At 69.0% G+C, this 20,169-nt stretch carries 21 protein-coding genes; 8 read left to right on the forward strand and 13 right to left on the reverse strand.

The genetic code is table 11. The annotated features are described in order from the left end of the window. Nucleotides 1–224: 224 nt before the first annotated feature. Both A5704_RS20320 and A5704_RS20325 read left to right on the forward strand, forming a co-directional pair. Nucleotides 225–1,454, forward strand: coding sequence for a permease (locus A5704_RS20320; RefSeq protein ID WP_067749888.1), 1,230 nt, complete (start codon nt 225–227; stop codon nt 1,452–1,454). Between the two features lie 78 nt (nt 1,455–1,532). After that, a complete protein-coding gene (locus A5704_RS20325; RefSeq protein ID WP_067749886.1) occupies nt 1,533–2,222 on the forward strand; it encodes a flavodoxin in 690 nt (229 codons plus the stop codon). Nucleotide 2,223: 1 nt separating this feature from the next. Here A5704_RS20325 and A5704_RS20330 read toward each other — a convergent pair whose 3' ends face one another. The 6 genes from A5704_RS20330 to A5704_RS20355 form a co-directional block, all read right to left on the reverse strand. After that, the gene (locus A5704_RS20330) at nt 2,224–3,477 is read right to left on the reverse strand and encodes a trans-acting enoyl reductase family protein (RefSeq protein WP_067890718.1); all 1,254 of its coding nucleotides are present in this window, start codon (nt 3,475–3,477) and stop codon (nt 2,224–2,226) included. 180 nt (nt 3,478–3,657) lie between these two features. Then, nucleotides 3,658–4,140: a pantetheine-phosphate adenylyltransferase gene (gene coaD / locus A5704_RS20335; RefSeq protein ID WP_067749883.1), complete on the reverse strand. Its 483-nt coding sequence runs from the start codon at nt 4,138–4,140 to the stop codon at nt 3,658–3,660. Nucleotides 4,141–4,217: 77 nt separating this feature from the next. Further along, nucleotides 4,218–4,772, reverse strand: coding sequence for a 16S rRNA (guanine(966)-N(2))-methyltransferase RsmD (gene rsmD / locus A5704_RS20340; RefSeq protein ID WP_067890721.1), 555 nt, complete (start codon nt 4,770–4,772; stop codon nt 4,218–4,220). Nucleotides 4,773–4,782: 10 nt separating this feature from the next. Next, nucleotides 4,783–5,406, reverse strand: coding sequence for a vitamin K epoxide reductase family protein (locus A5704_RS20345; protein WP_067749879.1), 624 nt, complete (start codon nt 5,404–5,406; stop codon nt 4,783–4,785). A gap of 7 nt (nt 5,407–5,413) precedes the next feature. After that, nucleotides 5,414–6,172, reverse strand: coding sequence for a DsbA family protein (locus A5704_RS20350; RefSeq protein WP_067749877.1), 759 nt, complete (start codon nt 6,170–6,172; stop codon nt 5,414–5,416). A gap of 75 nt (nt 6,173–6,247) precedes the next feature. Further along, nucleotides 6,248–7,363, reverse strand: coding sequence for an alpha/beta hydrolase (locus tag A5704_RS20355; RefSeq protein WP_067890724.1), 1,116 nt, complete (start codon nt 7,361–7,363; stop codon nt 6,248–6,250). A 439-nt stretch (nt 7,364–7,802) separates the two neighbouring features. Between A5704_RS20355 and A5704_RS20360 the strand changes: the two genes are divergently transcribed. Next, nucleotides 7,803–8,648 carry an aldo/keto reductase gene (locus A5704_RS20360; RefSeq protein WP_156737718.1) on the forward strand — a complete coding sequence of 282 codons (846 nt, stop codon included), beginning with the start codon at nt 7,803–7,805 and terminating at the stop codon, nt 8,646–8,648. A gap of 1 nt (nt 8,649) precedes the next feature. Here A5704_RS20360 and A5704_RS20365 read toward each other — a convergent pair whose 3' ends face one another. Genes A5704_RS20365 through A5704_RS20375 form a run of 3 tightly spaced genes read right to left on the reverse strand, consistent with a single transcriptional unit; the run spans nt 8,650 to nt 13,320 of the window. Next, entirely contained in the window at nt 8,650–9,363 is a 714-nt protein-coding gene (locus A5704_RS20365) for an HNH endonuclease family protein (RefSeq protein WP_067749872.1), read from the reverse strand. 46 nt (nt 9,364–9,409) lie between these two features. Then, nucleotides 9,410–11,629 (reverse strand): ATP-dependent DNA helicase RecG, encoded by a 2,220-nt coding sequence (gene recG / locus A5704_RS20370; protein WP_067890730.1) that lies wholly within the window; start codon nt 11,627–11,629, stop codon nt 9,410–9,412. A 2-nt stretch (nt 11,630–11,631) separates the two neighbouring features. Next, nucleotides 11,632–13,320: a DAK2 domain-containing protein gene (locus A5704_RS20375; RefSeq protein ID WP_067890736.1), complete on the reverse strand. Its 1,689-nt coding sequence runs from the start codon at nt 13,318–13,320 to the stop codon at nt 11,632–11,634. Between the two features lie 261 nt (nt 13,321–13,581). Between A5704_RS20375 and rpmB the strand changes: the two genes are divergently transcribed. Next, nucleotides 13,582–13,776: a 50S ribosomal protein L28 gene (rpmB, locus tag A5704_RS20380; protein WP_067749870.1), complete on the forward strand. Its 195-nt coding sequence runs from the start codon at nt 13,582–13,584 to the stop codon at nt 13,774–13,776. An 11-nt stretch (nt 13,777–13,787) separates the two neighbouring features. On the opposite strand, the gene A5704_RS20385 is transcribed toward rpmB, so the two are convergent. Beyond that, complete coding sequence (locus tag A5704_RS20385) at nt 13,788–14,609, reverse strand: mycofactocin-coupled SDR family oxidoreductase (protein ID WP_067749868.1); 822 nt, start codon at nt 14,607–14,609, stop codon at nt 13,788–13,790. Nucleotides 14,610–14,611: 2 nt separating this feature from the next. Next, complete coding sequence (locus tag A5704_RS20390) at nt 14,612–15,511, reverse strand: SDR family NAD(P)-dependent oxidoreductase (RefSeq protein ID WP_067890739.1); 900 nt, start codon at nt 15,509–15,511, stop codon at nt 14,612–14,614. Nucleotides 15,512–15,607: 96 nt separating this feature from the next. On the opposite strand from A5704_RS20390, the gene A5704_RS20395 reads away from it, so the two are divergent. Genes A5704_RS20395 through A5704_RS20410 form a run of 4 tightly spaced genes read left to right on the forward strand, consistent with a single transcriptional unit; the run spans nt 15,608 to nt 19,318 of the window. Then, nucleotides 15,608–16,051, forward strand: coding sequence for a nuclear transport factor 2 family protein (locus A5704_RS20395; RefSeq protein ID WP_067749867.1), 444 nt, complete (start codon nt 15,608–15,610; stop codon nt 16,049–16,051). A gap of 46 nt (nt 16,052–16,097) precedes the next feature. Next, nucleotides 16,098–17,252, forward strand: a complete 1,155-nt coding sequence (locus tag A5704_RS20400) for a sulfotransferase (protein WP_067749902.1) — start codon at nt 16,098–16,100, stop codon at nt 17,250–17,252. Beyond that, nucleotides 17,245–18,489 (forward strand): hypothetical protein, encoded by a 1,245-nt coding sequence (locus A5704_RS20405; protein ID WP_067749866.1) that lies wholly within the window; start codon nt 17,245–17,247, stop codon nt 18,487–18,489. The genes A5704_RS20400 and A5704_RS20405 overlap by 8 nt, the downstream gene beginning before the upstream one ends. 1 nt (nt 18,490) lies before the next feature. Continuing rightward, nucleotides 18,491–19,318, forward strand: a complete 828-nt coding sequence (locus A5704_RS20410) for an oxidoreductase (RefSeq protein ID WP_067749864.1) — start codon at nt 18,491–18,493, stop codon at nt 19,316–19,318. 28 nt (nt 19,319–19,346) lie between these two features. Here the strand turns inward: A5704_RS20410 and A5704_RS20415 are convergent, their stop codons facing one another. Both A5704_RS20415 and A5704_RS29850 read right to left on the reverse strand, forming a co-directional pair. After that, nucleotides 19,347–19,997 carry a nitroreductase gene (locus tag A5704_RS20415; RefSeq protein ID WP_067749862.1) on the reverse strand — a complete coding sequence of 217 codons (651 nt, stop codon included), beginning with the start codon at nt 19,995–19,997 and terminating at the stop codon, nt 19,347–19,349. Between the two features lie 81 nt (nt 19,998–20,078). Beyond that, on the reverse strand, nt 20,079–20,169 hold a 91-nt coding region (locus A5704_RS29850; protein ID WP_369828480.1), incomplete at its 5' end, for a hypothetical protein.

The following is a 20,169-nucleotide window of genomic DNA, read 5'->3' on the forward strand; positions in this document are numbered from 1 at the left end:
AATTGAGAGGGCGCAGCGCAGCGTCGCTCGCGCCCCCCAACCCGAGCGGGTTTCGACGCGGAACCCAACGAAGCGCCAAGCTTAGACGCTCGAAGCAATCGGGGTGGGTCGAATAGGGGATTTCGGCCGGTGCCGCCCCGTCGCGAGCCGGTGAACTGGTGTTTTCGGCCGCAGCCGGGGGCCGGTCGCCCGGTTGCGCAATACCCCCTTGGGGTATAGCGTGCATGGGAGTATCCGAGCCACGAAGCGGGGATCAAGTGACACACACGGCGCTGGGGGCGGTCGGGCACGCGTTGGCGGTTGCCGGGTCGATGACGTGGGAAATTCTGTGGGCGCTGATCCTGGGCTTCGCCCTGTCGGCGGTGGTGCAGGCGGTGGTACGGCGCTCGACCATCGTCTCGCTGTTGGGCGACGACCGGCCGCGCACGCTGGCCGTGGCCGCGGGGCTGGGTGCGGCCTCGTCGTCCTGCTCCTACGCCGCGGTCGCCTTGGCCCGCTCGCTGTTTCGCAAAGGCGCCAGCTTCACCGCCGCCATGGCCTTCGAGATCGGGTCGACCAACCTGGTCGTCGAGTTGGGCATCATCCTGGCCCTGCTGATGGGCTGGCAGTTCACCGCCGCGGAGTTCGTCGGCGGGCCGCTGATGATCGTGGTGCTGGCGGTGTTGTTCCGGTTGTTCGTGCGGTCACGCCTGATCGACGCCGCCCGCGCGCAGGCCGAGCGGGGCATCGCCGGATCGATGGAGGGCCACGCCGCCATGGACATGTCGATCCAGCGGCAGGGTTCGTTCTGGCGACGGCTCTTCTCCGGAGAGGGCTTCACCTCGGTTTCGCACGTGTTCGTGATGGAGTGGCTGGCGATCCTGCGGGATCTGGTTCTGGGCCTGTTGATCGCCGGCGCGATCGCGGCGTGGGTGCCCGCAGCGTTCTGGCGCGGCTTCTTTCTGGCCGACGACCCGGGCCTGTCGGCGCTATGGGGACCGATCGTGGGACCGGTCGTGGCGATCGTCTCCTTCGTCTGCTCGATCGGCAATGTGCCGCTGGCCGCGGTCCTGTGGAACGGCGGCATCAGCTTCGGCGGGGTCATCGCGTTCATCTACGCCGACCTGCTCATCCTGCCGATCCTGAACATCTACCGTAAGTACTACGGCACCAAGATGATGCTGACCCTGCTGGGCACGTTCTACGCCTCGATGGTGGCGGCCGGCTATCTGGTCGAATTGCTCTTCGGCGCAACCAAACTCATTCCCACCCAGCGGAACGCGACCGTCATGGAGGCGGCCATCTCGTGGAACTACACGACGTGGCTCAACATCGCCTTCCTGGCCGTCGCGGCGGTGCTGGCCATCCGGTTCGTCACCTCCGGCGGCATGCCCATGCTGCGGATGATGGGCGGTTCCCCCGATGCCGAGCATGAGCACGACTGCCACCACGACCACGGCCAGCAACCTCACTAGCCCGATTGCCCAGAACCGCATCCACCGGCGATGATGCTCCGAAGCGATCGGCAACGGTCGAGAAGGAGTGGCTGAAAGATGACGGACATGTCGGCCGATCACGGCCCCCGGCCCCGCGTCCTGCTCCTCTACTACACGTTCACCGGGCAGGTGCTCGCCGTGCTCGAAACCGCGGGTGAGGTGTTCAGCGAACGGGGGTGGGAGGTGCACCGCGCCGCGATCACCTTCACCGATCAACGGTATTCGCAGCGGTTCAGCGTCTTTCCGTTGCGGCACGCGGCGCTCGACCTCCTGAGCGTGCTGCCCGCCCAGCTGCGGCGGGCGACGGGTGAGATCGAAACCCCGGACGAGGTGCGAAACGCCGCCTACGACCTGATCTGCATCGGTTCCTCGACATGGTGGTTCACCATGAACATGCCGATGCGAACCTTCCTGAAGTCAGACGAGGCGCGAAAGCTGCTCGCCGGCAAGCCCTTCGCGGCGTTCGCCGTCTGCCGTCGCTATTGGCGCGGCAATTTCGCGGCGGTCCGCAGGCTGGGCGAGAAGCAGGGCGGTCGCTACCTGGGCGGGGTCCATTTCGAGTACCTGGGCGGCCAGATCGCCTCCGGACTCTCGCTGATGAGCTACCTGCGGTCGGGCCGATACCGGGATCGGTATTTCGGGTTGCGCATTCCGGCGACCAATATCCAGCCGCACCAGCTGGAGCAGACCCGGATCTTCGCCCGCTCGCTCGCCGATCGACTGGCCGCCCGCAGCGCGGCGTCCTGACTCAGTTCAGCCGGATGGTGTGCATGGACACCCCGGCGGCCGGCAGCCGCGCCAGCAGCGCATCGCCCATCGCCACCGCCGGGGTGAGCACTCCCGTCAGGTCGCTGAGTCGATCACGGTCGAGCGCCAGCGCAAGACCGCTCTCGCCGAGGAGGACTCCGGTCGCGTCGTACGCGTCGCGCTGCTGCGCGAAGGTGCCCAGGTAGCGGGCGCCGGAGGCCGTCGTCGTGTAGGTCTCGACCACGTAGTGGCCGCGCTCCCGCATCGCCTCGCCGGGCCCGGTGCCCGGCTTCGCGAGGGGCGCCAGCCACCGCCGCGGCACCCGCCTGAAGTGCCTGGTGCCGACCGCCCACCCGGCCGCCAGCGCGCCCGCGACGGCCGCGGAAGCGACCGGCGCCGCGAACGACCTGCCGAGGCTCATGGTCTCCGAGTAACGGAATCGCCTGCCGTAGGCCCAGTGCTGTAATGCGTTGCTGCGCCGAACTATTCGCGTGTTGTGGGGCCCCCAGACGAGCGGGCCCAGCCAGAAGCCGGCGAGCTCGGGCGCGATCCGGCCGCCCGCGCGCCACGGGAAGTCCCGTTGCCTGCCGAGATCGGGTTCGGCCCTTCGGTCTGTGGTCAGTGTGTACGGGTCGTTCATCAGGCGACGGGCTTGCGGGTCGCCGGACGCCGTGCGCATGGATTCGAATTCCGAGGCGACCGTGCCCCCGGAACCGCCGCCCTGGAAGAAGGAGCGAAACACGAAGGTGGTGTCGCAGAGTTCCCCGGCGCCGTCGCGGGCCGCCCGCCGATACAGCTGATAGACGTTGAGATCCGAAGGCATGGAGGCGAATCCGCACGAGACCACGATCCGCGCGCCGGTTTCGACGGCCTGCTGGTGGTATCGGTCGATGCTGTCGCGGACGAACATCACCTCCCCGGTGAGGTCGGCGTAGTCCGTCCCGGCCTTGACGCAGGCCGCCACCACCGGCAGTCCGTAATTGGTGTACGGACCGACCGTCGTCAGCACCACCCGGGCGCGGGCCGCCATGGCGTCCAGTGTCGACGGGTCCGACACGTCCGCCACGATCAGCGGCCAATCCCGTGCGGCCGGGCCGAGCGCGCCGCGGGTCGCCGCCAGCCGGTCCCGGGAGCGCCCGGCCAGCGCGACGCGGGCCGCACCGGCCGCGCCGGCCAGGTAGCGGGCCGTCAACCCGCCGGAAAATCCCGTGGCGCCGTACACGACGATGTCGAAGTCGCGCTCGGTTGGGCTCATCGCCGGATCTCCTCACCCGCTCCTCGGCGAAGAGCGGTTCAGCGACCGTATCTCGTCACCCGACGGGCGTGGGTCGCGTCCGGGAAAATCGGATCCGGTGTGAGCCGACGGGTCCCGGGACCCGCCTGGCGCAAGGCATTTCATCGCGTGCGTCCGAACCGTCCGGTGCGCCGGGGCCTTTCAGGAGCGGCCGGCGAGCTTTTCGCGCAGGCGGCGGTTGACCGGTTCGGGCAGTAGCTCCGACACGTCGCCCCCGAATGTCGCGACCTCCTTGGCCAACGACGACGAGACGAACGAATACCGTGGTGTCGTCGCGACGAAAAAGGTGTCCACCCCGGCGATGTGCTTGTTCATCTGCGCCATCTGCAGCTCGTATTCGAAGTCGGTGCCGGTGCGCAGGCCCTTCACGATCGCGGTCATCCCCCGCGACCTGACGAAGTCGACCACCAGACCCTGTCCGGCCTCGACGCGCAGGTTGGGCAGATGGGTGGTCGACTCGTTGATCATGGCGATCCGCTCGTCGAGGTCGAACATGCCCTTCTTCGCGGGGTTGGTCAGGATCGCCACCACCACCTCGTCGAACTGGGCCGAGGCGCGTTCGAAGACGTCGATGTGCCCCAACGTCACCGGGTCGAACGAGCCCGGGCATACCGCGCCACTCATGACGCGCGCCGGCGACGATGCAGAACAACGAGATGAGAAGGAGCGGCGCACATGACGAAAGACGCTACACGCCGGCCTCACGGCCGCTCGGCCATCTCCAACCGGGTGTCGCCGTACACACGTGGCGGCCGCACGGACCAGCCGGCCGGCCAGGTCAACGGCGTACCGCTGGCCGCGCGCTCCACCACCGCCACGGTTCCGGAGTGCGCCCAACCGTGGGCGACCAGGGCGGCCAACACGGCCTCCACCTCGGCGGCCGCCACGTCGTAGGGCGGGTCCGCCAGGACGAGGTCGACGGGGTTCGCGGCTCCGGCGGCCAGGACGGCGGCGACCGCGCCGCGGCGCACCGTCGCGCCCGCCAAACCCAGGGCGTCGATATTGCGCGCGATGACGGCCGCGCTGCGCTGATCGGACTCCACGAACAGAGCCGAGGCCGCCCCCCGCGACAGCGCCTCCAATCCCAATGCGCCCGAACCGGCGTAGAGATCCAGCACCGCCGCGTCCGTCAGGTCTTTTCGCGCGGTCAGGATGTTGAAGAGCGATTCACGCACCCGGTCGGTGGTCGGCCTGGTCCCGCGCGGCGGGACGGCGATGCGCCGGCCGCCGGCCACGCCGCCGATGATGCGGGTCACGTGCCCACGCCTACAGCAGCGTCGACCAGTAGTCCCAGAACCGCGCCATGATCAGCAGGAACACCGCGGTGAACCACAGCGCGACGATGGACCACCGCCACTGGTACAGCACCCAGCCCACACCGCGTCCGCGGCGCTGCAGCGCCGGGCGCCACACGATCGACGCGACGACGACCAGCAGCGTGACGGTGGCCGCCCAGACGACCATGCAGTACGGGCACAACGCGCCGATCGTGTAGAGGCTCTCGTAGATCAACCAGTGCACGAACGCCGCGCCGGCGAGCAGCCCGATCGTCAACCCGATCCAATACCATTGCGGCAACGACACTTTCGTCACCGCCAGCAGCCCGGTGACGACCACCACGGTGAAGGCCACCAGGCCGAGCAGCGGGTTGGGAAAACCCAGCACCGACGCCTGCGGGGTGACCATCACCGAGCCGCACGACAGGATCGGGTTGAAATTGCACGACGGCACATACGCCGGGTTGAGCAGGAGGTCGATCTTCTCCACGGTCAGCGTTGCGGAGGCGGCCAGGCCGATCACGCCGGCGATCAGCACCCACCACGCGCTGGCCGCCGGTACGCGCGCTTCCTGAGGCGATTCCGCTGTCAGGTCGGCGGTTTGGGTCGACACCGGGTGATCAGGCGGCCGGAGGGGCGGTGGCGCCGTCGATGCCCGGCACGTCGCCCACGATGCTCTTGATCTTGGCCACCAGAGCGTCCGGTGTGGACGGGTCGTAGTCGTCGCCGTTGATCTTGATGGTCGGCGTGGCGTTGATCTTCGCGGCCGACGCCTCGCCGGTGACCTTGGCGATGTACTTGCCGCTGTTGATGCAGTCGGGCACCTTGCCCACGACGCCGGCCTCGCGGGCGAGCTCGATCAGCCGGGCGTTGTCGGGGAAGCTGGTGCCGCGTTCGCTGGGCTGCAGGTCGGTGGTGTACAGCGCGGTGTGGAATCGGCGGAACGCGTCGATCGACTCGTCGGCCACGCACAGGGCCGCGGCCCCCGCCCGCGACGAGTAGTTCTGGTTCCTGGCGTTGTCCAGGATCGACACCATGGAGTAGTCGGCCGCGATGGCGCCGACGTCGATCAGCCTGGACACCGTCGGACCGAAGGTCCGCTCGAAGTTGCCGCAGGCCGGGCAAAGGAAGTCCTCGTAGAACGTCACCACGGCCTTGGGGTTGTTGGTCCCGGGCTGGGTGACCAGCTTGCTGGAGGTCACCCGCACGGTGTCGCCCGCGCCGATGGCGGCGGTCTTCTTGTGGTGCGTGACCACGATGTAGGAGACGAGCGCGACCAGGAAGATGACGACGACGGCGGTCCCGCCGATCTGCACGAGTCGGCCCGATTTACCGTCGGCCGCCTTCATGTCGAAGCGCGGTTTGGATTTGTCGGCCACAGTTGCGCGATCCTTCGGTAATCGGGTGGTCGTTCGTGGGCGCCTCTAGATTACCGGCGCCGACGGCGCAACAGATCAGACCCGGCTCAGGTGGGCCCGCAGAGCCGAGATCAACTCCGTGGTCGCGGCGGCGCTGCCGCCGCCGAGCTGGAACAAGTTGACGAAGCCGTGCGTCAGCGACCCCATGCACCGCAGATCGACCGCGGTCCCGGCCGCCCGCAGCGCCTCCGCGTAGCTCTCGCCCTCGTCGCGCAGCGGATCGAACCCGGCGACCGCGATCAGGGCCGGTGCCAGCCCGGCCAGCGAATCGGCCAGCAGCGGGGATACCCGGGGATCCGCCCGGTCGACGCCCGAGCCGCGCAGGTACTGGGACTCGAACCAGTCGATGTCGCGTTTGGTCAGCAGGAAGCGGCGGGCGAACAGGCCCAGGGAACGGGTCTGCGAGGTGAAATCGGTCCGCGGGTAGATCAGCCACTGCAACACCGGGGCGGGGGCACCCTCGTCGCGCGCCTGTTGGCAGACGACGGCCGCCAGGTTGCCGCCCGCGCTGTCCCCGCCGACCGCGACCCGGCCGGGCGCGGCGCCGAGTTCCTCGGCGTGGTCGTACGCCCATCTGAAAGCCGCGTAGGCGTCCTCGACTGCCGCCGGGGCCGGGTGCTCGGGGGCCAGCCGGTAGTCGATGGACAACACGTGGATGCCGGCGTCGCGGCACGTCAACCGGCACAGCGCGTCATAGGAGTCCAGGTCGCCGATCGACCACCCACCGCCGTGGTAGAAGACCAGCATCGGCGCGGAGGCGCCGTTGGCGGGACGGTAGTGCCGCGCCGGGATCTCACCCGCGGGTCCGGGCAGCGTCAGGTCACGGACGTCGACGTGGATCTGCGGCCCGGGAAGCTCCAGCAACATCTGCCGTAACTGAGCGCGGGACGCGGCCGCGTCGTCGTCGACCACCAGGCCGTCGATGCCGACGGCGCGCAGGCCGGAGAGCATCAGCTGAAGCGTGGCGTCCAGCGTGTTGCCGTCGATGGTCACCGAGCGGCCGCCGAACAGCGCGCGCTTGGCGGGGGTCGGGATCCACGGGATGACCTTGACACCGATCGTGGAGACGGCGCCCTGCATGCGACTGGTCAGGCGCATGGGCGCGTGTTTGACGCCGAGATGGAGGTCCGGCGCGGGCACGCTCTTGGTCATGGGCACTCCCTGTACATAACGTGGCGACGCTCGACGACGGACGATTTTTCGTTCCGCACCGTCTCGGACTCTTCCGGTGTTCGGCGGCCACCGAGCGGGTGCGGTCGGTGGCCGCGCTGCGCGTCCGGGTACCGGCTGGACGGGTGGCCCGCTCCGGTGAGCCGTGTGCCAACTCTACGTGGTGACGAATATCCCAAAAAGAAGACGGGGGTCCAGACCACCGCGGCCCGGCCCGGTGTCGCTGAGGTGGTATTTTCCAGCTCGGTAATATCGTGATCCCCAAGCCGGTAATCGCCTCACGGATTGCGAGCAGCTTCGACGTGTTCGATTTCGAACTCAGCGCCTGGAATTCAGCGCCGATGGAATGGCGTCGATCTCCTCGCTTGATGGCGCCCGGTTGGGCCCACGAAACTTCAATTCCACAGGCAGGTGAATGACATTGGCTGGCGAGTCGGGCGCTGCCGTGCCCTCGATAGCTCTTAATGACGAAAACACGATGCCGGTGCTGGGCTTGGGCGTCGCTGACCTGTCCGAGGACGAGACGGAACGGGCGGTCTCCGCGGCGCTGGAGATGGGCTGCCGCCTGGTCGACACCGCGTCGGCCTACGGCAACGAGGCCGCCGTCGGCCGTGCCATCGCGGCCTCCGGGATCCCCCGCGCCGAGCTGTTCGTCACCACCAAGCTGGCCGCCGCCGACCATGGGTTCCTGCGGGCCGAGGAGGCCTGCAAGGAAAGCCTGGAGCGGCTCGGCCTGGAGTACGTCGACCTGTACCTGATCCATTGGCCGGTGCCGTCGCGCGGTGAGTACGTGAACTCGTTCGGCGGGCTGATCCAGTGCCGCGGGAACGGGCTGGCGCGCTCGATCGGTGTCTCGAACTTCACGGAGCAGCACGTCACCGACATCATCGACCTGACCTTCGTCACCCCGGCGGTCAACCAGGTCGAGCTGCACCCGCTGCTGAACCAGGCCGACGTCCGCAAGACCAACGCGGAGCACAACGTTGTCACCCAGGCCTACACACCGCTGGCGCTCGGCAAGCTCACGGACAACCCGACGGTGACCTCGGTCGCCGGCGAGTACGGCAAGACGCCGGCTCAGGTGCTGCTCCGGTGGAACCTGCAGCTGGGCAACGCGGTGGTCTTCCGGTCCGCCAACCCCGAGCACATCGCCGGCAACCTCGACGTGTTCGACTTCGAGTTGGCCGCCGACCACATGGACGCGATCAACGGGCTCAACGACGGCACCCGGCTGCGCCCGGATCCCAACACCTTCGAGGGCGCCTGAGCTAACCCGCCGGGCAGGTGGCCGCCGCCTGGCGGAGCACACCGGTCGACGCCTGGTCCACCGGCAGCGCGTAGCCGCGCAGCACGGCGATGAACTGCATTGCGTACTGGCAGGCGAACGCCGCGTTCGGCGGCATCCACTGCGCCGGCGAGGCGTCGCCCTTGTCCTGATTGGCCTGCCCGTCGACGGCCAGCAGGTTGGCCGGATCGTTGGCGAACCGCAGCCGCTCCCCGTCCGGCCAGTTGTAGGCGCCCATGTCCCAGGCGTAGGCCAGCGGGACGATGTGATCGATCTGCACCGCCTCGCCGACCTTGGCGCCCCGCTGGAAGGCGATCGTCTTGTTGGTGTACGGGTCGTGCAGGGTGCCGGTGGCCACCGCGTCCGGACACCGCTTGGTCGACACATAGGTCTTGTCCACGAGGTCGCGGTTGAGGATGTCGTCGCGGGTGTCGCAGCCGTTGTGGCCCAGCGGGGCGTCGTTGTCGTCGTCCCACGCGTCGCCGAACGCCGCCCTGCGGTAGTCGTACCGGTGCGCCCGCAGCGGCAGCACCGCGATACCCGCGAGCACGTCGGCGCCCGGTTGCACGGTCGGAACGTCGGCGCGCGCGGCGTATTCGTCCGCGTGCCTGGCCGTCGAGGATCCGACCGTCTGGTAGGCCACCAGCAGGGCGAGCGCCGCGGCCGCGGACAACCACAGCAGCACTTTGCGGTTCACAAGCGCCGCTCCTCCTCATCGCTTCGCTCTGCATCGTCGCCGGCGGTCACGACTTGTCCAGGTATTCGATCCGGTCGGTGGTGACGAAAGGCGCTGCCAGCAAGGCCAATTCGGGGCTGCACGGATTTTCGTCGTAGCTTCGGACGCAGAAGTCCCGCGCGGCCTCGATGACGTCGCGGTGGTCGGCCAGCGAGAGCAGGCGCAGGTTGATCGCACGACCGGACTGATTGCGGCCCAAGACGTCTCCTTCCCGGCGTTCCTTGAGGTCGAGGTCGGCGAGCGCAAACCCGTCCTGGGTCGCGGCCACGGCCGAGAGCCGCCGGCCCGCGGGCGACCCCGGCGAGACCCAGGTGGCGAGCAGGCACAGACTCGGGTGCCGGCCGCGGCCGATGCGGCCGCGCAGCTGATGCAGCTGGCTGATGCCGAACCGGTCGGCATCCATCACCAGCATCACCGTGGCGTTGGGGACGTCCACGCCCACTTCGATCACCGTGGTGCACACCAGCACATCGGTCTCACCGGCGCGAAACGCCGCCATCGCGGCGTCCTTCTCCTCGGCGGACAGCCGGCCGTGCATCAGCCCGAGGCGCAGGTTCGCCAGCTCGCGTGCACGTAGCCGCGCGTAGAGTCCCTCGGCCGTCTCCGACGGTCTCGCGTCCTGCTCCTGCTTCTCCGGCTCGTCGGTCTCGTCGATCCGGGGCGCCACCACATAGGCCTGCCGGCCGGCGGCGACCTCCTCGGTGATGCGCCGCCAGGCGCGGTCGAGCCACGCGGGCTTGTCCCTGACGAAGATCACGTTGCTGGTGATCGGCTGGCGTCCGCGCGGAAGTTCGCGCAGCGTCGAGGTTTCCAGGTCGCCGTACACGGTCAATGCGACCGTGCGCGGTATCGGCGTCGCCGTCATCACCAGCAGGTGCGGGGTCACACCGGGACGGGCCTTGGCCCGCAACTGGTCTCGCTGTTCGACCCCGAATCGGTGTTGCTCGTCGACCACCACCATGCCCAGGTTGTGGAATTCCACCGCGTCCTGCAACAGCGCATGAGTGCCCACGACGATCCCGGCCTGGCCGCTCGCCACCTCGTCGCGGACTTGCTTCTTCTGCGCCGCGGTCATCGAGCCGGTGAGCAGGGCCACCCGCGTTGCGTTGTCCGCGCCACCGAGCTGGCCAGCCATCGCCAGCGGGCCCAGCACGTCATTGATGGACCTAAGATGTTGGGCCGCAAGGACTTCCGTCGGCGCCAGCAGCGCACACTGGTAACCGGCGTCCACCAGTTGCAGCATCGCCAGCACCGCGATGATCGTCTTGCCCGAGCCGACCTCGCCCTGCAGCAGGCGGTTCATCGGCCGGGTTGCCGAGAGTTCCCCGGCGAACACGTCGAGCACCTCGCGCTGCCCGGCGGTCAGTTCGAACGGCAAGCGCCCCAGCAGTTCCGCGGACAGGCCGTCGGGGCGCGGCGGCGCCGGGGGTCCCGATTCCGACAGCTCGCTGTGCCGCCGGGTGACCAGCGCCCACTGCAGCCCCACGGCCTCGTCGAACGTCAGCCGCTCCCGCGCCCGCCGCCGCGCCGAGGAGTCTTCGGCCAGGTGGATGTCGCGCAACGCGCGGTCCTCGGAGACCAGGCCGTGGCGGCTGCACAGGCCCGCGGGCAGCGGGTCGTCGACCGGGTCCAGGACGTCGAGTACCTGGCGCACGCACCTGAAGATGTCCCAGCTCTGCACCTTCGTGGTCGCCGGATAGATCGGGAAGAAGGCGCGCTCGAACGCCGCCATCTGCACCTCGCCGGTGGTGGCCTGGGAGGCGATCGCGATGTTCTTCAGCGAGCTGGTGCCACGGTTCTTGCCGTCCGGGGAATCGAGGATGAGGAAGGCCGGGTGCGTCAGTTGCATGACGTTCTTGAAGAACCCGACCTCCCCGGACAGCATCACCTTGGTGCCCTCGGTCAGGTCCTTCTTCAGATAGTTCGCGTTGAAGAACGTGGCGGTCACCTTGTTGCGGCCGGCGCCGAGGGTGATCCGGTGGCAGACCTTCTTCGGGGTCTTCTTCATCGGCCAGGTCTTGGTCTCGGTGATCGTGTCGACGATGGTGATGTGCTCGCCGGCCGGTGGGCGCTGGTCGTCGGCGTCCCACCGGGTCGCGCCCTCGGTGTAGCTGCGCGGGTAGTGGCGCAACAGATCGTCGACGGTGCGGATGCCCAACTCCTCGTCGAGCTGATCGGCGGCCTTGGCGCCCACCACGAAGTCCAGCCGGTCGGTCAGCGACGCCACGGCTACTCGACCCCGATCAACAGCGCGTCACCGCGGTGGCCGGTGCGGTAGGTGACCAGCTCGGTGCCCGGGTGGTGATCGTGCATGTGCTTTTGCAGGATGCCGCTCACGGCCGCGACGTCCTCTTCCGATTCGATGGCGGCGCCGACCAGCACCGTCACCAGGTCCCCGCCGGACGCCAGCAACAGATCCAGCAGGCCGATGGCCGCCCCGATCGCGTCGGCCGCAACGATCAGCACCTCGTCGCCCGCGATGCCCAGCCCGTCGCCGGGCTGGCAGCGGCCGGCCCAGGTCAACGCGCTTTCGGTCGCGATGCGCACGGACGCGTGCCGGGCGGCACCGGCGGCGCGGGCCATGGTGTAGCCGTCGTCCACCGCCTGCCGGCCGGTTTCGTGCACGGCCAGCGCTGCCAGCCCCTGCACCATCGACGCCGTCGGGATCGGCACGACGTCGATCCCCCAGCCGATCGCCGCGGTGCATCCGGCCACCAGCTCCTCGGCGGGCACGTATCCGTTGGGCAGCACCATCACCTGCGCGGCGCCGGTGTCGATGACCGCGCGCATCAGCTGGTGCGCGCTGATGTTCTCCTGGTCGCCGGCGGCCGGATGGCGCCGCAGCACGCACGCGCCCTCCCCACCGAACAGCTCGGCGGCACCCTCGCCGTCGACGACGGCCAGCACCGCCCGCTCCCGCGTCCAGCCGCCGACCGGCAGTCCGGCGGCGCCCGAGCTCAGCGCCGAAATCACGATGCGGCTCAGCCGCCCCGCCGCGAGCCCCGCCTCGACCGCGGCGCCGGCGTCGTCGGTATGCACATGGACCGAGTACGTGCGCTCGGCCGACGACGTCGCGGCCGCGATGCCCACGGAATCGCCCAGCTCCCCGAGCCGGTCCCGCAGCGCGTCCGCGGCGGCCGCATCGCAGCCGTCCAAGCGGTACATCACCTCGAATTGCGGCGCGGGGCGTTCGGCGGCGGCGTCCGGTTGCGGCGCCCGCGGTGATAGCTCGTACACGGTTCGGGCGGGCGCCTGACCGGTGACGGTGGTGCGCAGGGCGTCGAGCAGGACGAGCAGGCCCCGGCCGCCGGCGTCCACGGCGCCGGCGTCGGCGAGCACGTCGAGCTGTTCGGTCGTCTTCTCCAGCGCGACGACCGCGGCGTCGCCGGCGGCGATGATCGCCGGGGTGAGGCCGTCCCCGGCCTGGGCGCACTCCCCGACGGCGTCGGCCGCTGACCGCAGCACGGAGACGATGGTCCCCGGGATCTCCTCCCCGCCCATCGAGGCGATGACCAGGTCCACGCCGCGCCGCAACGACGCCCCCAGCAGGGCGGCATCGATGTGCGGCAGCTCACCGCCGGAATCGGCGGCCGCGACGGCGGTGACGTCGGCGATTCCGCGCAGAATCTGCGACAGGATCACCCCGGAATTTCCGCGCGCGCCGTTCAGGGCGCCGGCCGACATCGCGGCGGCGGCCCGGGCGACGCAGGCCGAGCCGCCCTCGGAATTCACGCCGGCGTTCGCCTCGGCCAGCGCCGAACGCATCGTGAACAGCATGTTGGCGCCGGTATCGGAGTCGGCGACCGGAAAGACGTTAAGCCGGTTGATCTCGTCGATGTGGGTGATGAGGTCACTGACGGCGGTGTGCGCCCAATCCCGTAGGGCGATCGCGTCGAGCAGACGTTCCGACGTTCCCAGTGTCAGCCACCTCCTCCACAACCCGCCCCCCGGTGGGCGCCAGCGTAGCCCGGCGACTCGGGCGACGGCCGCCCGTGACCACCACCCCGCGGGCGGGTCGATCCGACCCATTGAGCCTAGCCAGACGGGGCGACAGTGGTGGCGATCGTTTTGGTGGTTGCCACCGGAGTCGGTATCCTGGTTGGGCCCGGGTCAGCCGGGCTTTCCCGGCCCCGTGTCAGACCGCCGAGCCGGACCCCCGAGATTTGAGGAGCTTGAACAATGGCCGCTGTGTGCGACATCTGCGGGAAAGGCCCCGGCTTCGGCAAGTCGGTGTCGCACTCCCACCGCCGCACCAGCCGCCGGTGGGACCCCAACGTCCAGACCGTGCACGTTGTCACCCGCCCGGGCGGCAACAAGCAGCGCCTCAACGCCTGCACGTCGTGCATCAAGGCCGGCAAGGTCGTTCGGGGCTAGCCCGTTCGCGGCTACATCACCACGTGCCCGGCGTCGACCGGTATCGACACGCCCGTCACGTAGCGGGCGCGGGGACCGACCAGCCACAGCACCGCTTCGGTCACGTCCTGCGCTTCGACCAGCGGCACGTCGGGCAGCAACATCTGCGAGACGGCCGGGTTCGGGTTCTCCAGCATCCGGTTGACGACGAAGTCATTGAGGATCATCGGGGTCATGACGCCGCTCGGGTGCACCGAGTTGACCCGGATCTTGTGTGGCGCGTAGGCATTGGCCGCCGACCGCATCAACCCCACCACCCCGTGCTTGGACGCCGCGTAGGCGAACATCGCCGCACTGCCGTCGCCGCCCCGGCCTGTCAGCCCCTGCGACGAGCTGACCAGCACGATCGACCCGCCCTGCCCCTTGCGGATGATCGACGGCACCGTCGCCAGCAGCGTGTGCCACACGCCCTTGAGGTTGGTGTCGACGATCGTGTTGAACACCGGTTCCGAGTGGGCTTCGCGGTCACCGATGGCGACCACCCCGGCGTTGGCGACGACGATGTCCACCTCCCCGACGTCGTCGATAGCGCTTTGCACCGCGGCCTCCAATTGCGCCAGGTCGCGGACGTCGGCGACGACCGGCGCCACCCGGCGGCCCGCGGCCTCGACCAGCCGGGCGGTCTCGTCGAGGTCCGATTTGGTGCCCAGCGGGTAGGGAATCGCGTCGATGTCGGTGCAGATGTCCACGGCGATGATGTCGGCGCCCTGCTCGGCGAAGGCCACCGCGTGGCTGCGGCCCTGGCCGCGCGCCGCACCGGTGATGACGGCGACCTTGTTGTCGAGTTCGCCCATGGCTACACCTCCAACTTCGTGCCGGTCTCTTGCTCGGCGAAGGCCACCAGGCGGGCGGCCGCGTCGTAATCGCACGCCACCGGCGACCGGCCGATCAGCACCGGGCCGCCGCGCAGCCCGAATCTCCCGGTGACCCCGACGTAGCTGCCGGGCGGCAACGGTTCGCTGATGCAGTACAGCGTGGGGGCCGCGCCCTCGTCGATGTCGTTGGCCAGCCGGTCGGCCACCACCTTGACCACCTTGTGGGCGGCCGCCATCAGCGGCGAGTCGCCCAGCTGCGACAGGTTCGACGCCACCCAGCCCGGATGGGTGAGCTGGGTGACCACCGGCGACCCCGCCGCACGCAGCCTGCGGTCCAGCTCGAGGCCCCAGAGCATGACCGTGAGCTTGGACTGCGCGTAGGCGCCCAGCCGGGTCCATTTGTGCCGGCGCAGGTGCAGGTCGTCCAGGTGCAGCGTCGCCGACCGGTGCGCGTCGGAGCCGACGTTGATGATCTGCGAGCGCACCCTGGGCAGGAGCAGGTTGGTCAGGGCGAACGGGCCGAGCAGGTTGGTGGCCAGCGTCTTCTCGAATCCGTCGACCGTTTCGGTGCGGCGTTCGGTCAGGGCGCCGGCGTTGTTGATCAGGATGTCGACGTCGTCGTCGATCGAACTGGCGAAGGCGCGCACCGAGGCCTGGTCGGCGAGGTCGACCCTGGCCACCGCGGTCGAGCCGCCCATCGCAGAGATTTCAGTGGCGCGTTGCTCGCCCAGCTCGGTGTTGCGCACCGCCATGATCACGTGGGCGCCGGCTTTGGCCAAGGCGCGGGCGGTCCCGAGCCCGACGCCGTTGGTGGCTCCGGTCACGACGATTCGTTTGCCGGTCAGGTTGCCGAGCCGGCTCGGCGTCCAAGGTAGGGTCACGGCGATCAAGAGTAATGGTCGGTTCTATGTAAATTGGACCGGTTCTGCCACCATTGTTCGCGGAAGCGGAGGACATGGGTTCGACGGGTGGTCCACATGAGTGACAGCGCAACAGAAATCACCAACCTGATCTACACCTACGCCGAGCTTCTCGACGGTGGCGACCTGGACGGGGTCGCCCGGCTCTTCGAGCACGGCCGCATCTGCGGCGTGGAGGACGGGCCGCCGGAGACGGTGTTCGCCGGCGCCGCCCGGGTGCGCGAGATGTATGAGATGGCCACGCGCATCTACGAAGACGGCACCCCCAAGACCAAACACAACACCACCAACGTGCAGCTGCACATCGACGAGGCGGCGGGAACCGCCCGCAGCACGTCCTACTACTGCGTCACCCAGGCCACTGCCGAACTGCCGCTGCAGGTGATCGTGACGGGGCACTACAAGGACACGTTCAAGAGGGTGGACGGCGCCTGGCGGTTCGACAGCCGCACCATGTTCGTCGACCAGGTCGGCGACGTCAGCCGGCATTTGAAGTTCTGAGCGCGTGGACGCCCCGTTCGACCGTGCTTTCGACCCAGCCTCGGTCATGGCCGACGCCCAGCGCAAGGAGGCGCTCACCGACTGGGGCCCGGGCGAATTCGAAGGCCCGCTGCGGGTGTTGCTCGACGACTACGGGGCCGCCGATCTGAACCCGATCGGCGTGCACATCCTGCGCTCGGGCATCGTGCACAGCCTGCGCATGCGACTGCGCGCCCAGGAGTGGATGCGCCGTCACCCGGAGATCCTCGGCGAGCGCGTCGCCCCGCCGATCGTCGTCGTCGGGATGATGCGGAGCGGCACCACGCTGCTGCAGCGCCTGCTGGCCGCCGACCCGCGCTTCGTCTGCGCCTACGGCTGGGAGGTCGTCGAGGTCGCGCCCCGGCTGGACTATGAATTCACCGGGGTCGATCCGCGGATCGCGATCAGCGAAGGGCGCGAGGCGAAGTCGCGCGAGCTGGCGCCGGAACTGTTCGCCATCCATCCGATGTACGCGCGGGAGGCCGAGGAGGAGATCGTCTTCCTGGCCGACGCGTTCCTGTCCCATGTCCCCGAATCCGGTGCGCACCTACCCCGTTACCGATCCTGGCTCGACGCGCAGGACTTCACCCCCGCCTACGAGTATCTGCACCGCATGCTGCAGTTCGTGCAGTGGCAGAAGCGCCGGCGCGGGCTCGACGGCCGGCGTTGGGTGCTCAAATCGCCGGCCCACCTTGGCTATTTGGATTCACTGCGTGCGCAGTTCCCCGGTCTGCACATCGTGCACATGCATCGCGATCCGCGAACCACGATCGCTTCGGGGGCCAGCCTGAACGCCACCCTGCACGCGATGCACGCCGACGCCGTCGATGCGCACCGGGTCGGCGCGCAATGGCTGGAGCGGATGGGCTGGGCCAACGATCGGGCGATGGCTTCCCGCGACGGCTGGTCCGATGACGGTGACCGCGTCACCGACATCGGCTTCGACGACGCGGTCGCCGACCCGATTGGCCAGGTGGCACGCGTCTACGAAGCCGTCGGGATTCCGCTCACGGCCGAGGCCGAGGACGCGATGCGGCGCTGGCTCGACGGGCGTCCCCGCGAGGCGGCGCGGCCGCCCTATGGCTTACCGGACTACGGCCTGCGCCCAGAGCAGGTCGACGAGCGATTCACGTTGTATAACAAGCGCTTTGGGCAATATATCGGAGGAGCAGCGCATGCCTGATGACCCCGTCGCGACAGCCTCGCAGCACGAACAGGAGTTGGCCGCACTCGAGCTGATCGAGCACCCGGTCGTGAAGGCCGCCTATCGATCGGTGGCCGAGACCTGGCTGGGCCGGGCCAAGGCGTCGCAGGCGATGCGGGAGCGGTTCGACGACGCGTTCGCCGAGGTGATGTTCTCGGCGGCGGTGTGGTCGTCCAACCAGGACAAGCTGCGGCCCAAGGTCAGCTGCATCACCCGGCTGGCGCACCCCGTCGACGGCCGGCGCATCCCCGGATCACGCTGGGGCATCGACAATCCCGACAGCGTGTACCGGGTGATCCCGATCTCCGGCGACGAGCGCTACGAAATCCGCGGCCGGGTGGGCGAGCACCGGATGACCGAGAACTATTTCACGCTGTGGGACGCGCGCATGGGCACCGTCGACGTGCTCAACGGCCGCACCATGCGGGTCGATTCCGACGGCAGCTTCACCATCACCGTGGACTCCGACCCCGCGGGCGGGCGGCCCAACCACGTGCAAACCACCCCCGAGGCGCACGAGTTCTACATCCGCGACGTGCTGCTGGACTGGGGCCGGGACGACCCCAATCACCTCGAGGTGCAACGCCTTGGCGGGCCGCCGGCCGCACCGGCGCGCACGCTCGACGAGCAGGCCGAGGCCACCGCGGCGATGATGGAGTACTTCGCCAACTTCACCGGCAAGCTCAGCCATGGCGTGTACAAGATGCCAGCCAACCATTTCAACCTGGCCTGGTCGGCCGACAAGGTCGGCGCGATGCGCAACCAGGTCTACGTCATGGGTCGCTTCGACCTCGCACCCGACGAGGCGTTCGTGGTGGACCTCAACGACGGTGGGGCCGAATACTTCACGGTGCCGCTCAGCAACATCTGGGGCACGACGCTGGACATCCTCGACCGCGCCGGCAGCCTCAACAAGGCGCAATCGCTGGCCAACGAGGACGGCAGCTACACCTACGTGATCGCACCGACCGACCCCGGAGTGGCCAACTGGATCGACTCCGACGGCCTGCTCGAGGGCATTCTGACCTTGCGCATGGCCGAATTCGGTGAGACGGGTCCCCGCGAAGACCTCGGCGCACGCGGCCGGGTGGTCAAGCTGGACCGGCTCGACGCCGAGGTGCCACAACTGCCATCGGTGAGCCCGCAGGAGCGTGCGGCGCAACTCGCCGACCGGCGCACCGCGTATCTGCGGCGCCTGCCGGAAGGGTCGGCCTGAGATGGCGCGCTGGCTGATCACCGGATGCTCGACCGGCTTCGGTCGCGAAATCGCCCGGGCCGCTTTGGAAGCGGGCCACAGCGCGGTGGTGACCGCGCGCCGCGCCGACTCGGTGCGCGACTTCGCCGACGAGTTCGGTGACCGGGCGAGGGCCGTCACGCTCGACGTGACGGACCCCGAGCAGATCGCGGCGGCGGTGTCGGCGGCCGACACGGCGTTCGGCGGCATCGACGTCCTGGTCAACAACGCCGGCCACGGCTACCTGTCCGCCGTCGAGGAGGGCGAGGACGCCGAGGTTCGACAGCTGTTCGAGGTCAACTACTTCGGCGCGGTCAACATGATCAAGGCGGTGCTGCCGGCGATGCGCGCCCGTCGCTCCGGGCACATCATCAACATGTCCTCGATGACCGGCCTGGTCGCCAATCCACCGAACGCCTATTACTCGTCGACGAAGTTCGCGCTGGAGGCGATCACCGAGGCGCTCGCCACCGAGGTGCGGCCGCTGGGGATCAAGGTGACCGCCGTCGAGCCGGGCGCCTTCCGCACCGACTGGGCGACGCGATCGATGAAGGAGTCGGGTACCCCGATCGCCGATTACGTCGACGTGGCGGCGCGCAAGGACCTGATCAAGCAGTTCGCCGATCATCTTCCCGGTGATCCGAGGAAGGTTGCCGAGGCCGTGTTGATGGTGACCACGCTCGACGAGCCGCCGCTGCGGCTGCTGCTGGGCCGTGACGTGCTCAAGGCCATGCGCGACAAGCTCGCCGCGCTGTCATCGTCGATCGAAGAGTGGAAATCCGTCACCAAGGACGTGAACTTCGCGGATTAGCGGCGACTTTGGGTGTCACCAGGGGTCCTCACTCGTCGAGGAACACGGCGTGCTCGTCCACCGCGTCGCGCCCGATGCGCAACCTGTTGGCGGGGAAATCGGGGTCAGAGTAGCCGATGGACAGGCCGCACAGGATGTTCAGCTCCGGCGGAATGTTCAGCTGCTCGCGCACCACGTCGGGGTACCCGGCGATCGCCACCTGCACGCAGCTTCCCAACCCGCGCGCGGTCAGGGCGAGCAGCAAGGTCTGCAGGAACATACCCACTCCCATGCTGTCGGCGTAGCCGAGGTCGCGATGCATGCACACGATGGCACCCAGCGGGGCGCGGAAGAACTCCCAGTTGCGCAACACGGCGATACGCCGCGCCTCGCTGTCGTGGCGGGCGATGCCCATCGAGCCGTACACGTGTGCGCCGGTGTCGCTGCGGAAATGGGCGAACTCGGCAGGCAGCTGCGGTACCCGGGGCGGTTCGGCGCGGGCCTTTTCCAGCATCGCGGTCACCACCCGGTCGCGGGCGGCGCCGGCGACGAAAACCAGGTGCCATGGCTGCACATTGGAGTTCGACGGCGCGCGCATGGCCAGCTCCAGCGATTCCCGCACCAGGTGGCGCGGCACCGGGTCGGGCAGGAACAGCCGCGTCGAATGCCGCTCCCGGATGGTGTCTTCCAAGTCGTACATAGCTTCATGGTCTCAGGCCCGCGGCGATCGTGAGCGCGGCGATCGTGAGCGCGGCGAAGCCGGGCGAAACGGGTCGTTACGTCAAACGGGGTCGTCGTCGTCGGTGTCGCGGAGGAAGCGTTCGGGGTGGTGGTAGGTGTTGGTGCGGGGTTGGCCGTGGTCGAGGTGGGGT

Source organism: Mycobacterium sp. E735 (assembly GCF_001666955.1).
Lineage (GTDB): Bacteria > Actinomycetota > Actinomycetes > Mycobacteriales > Mycobacteriaceae > Mycobacterium.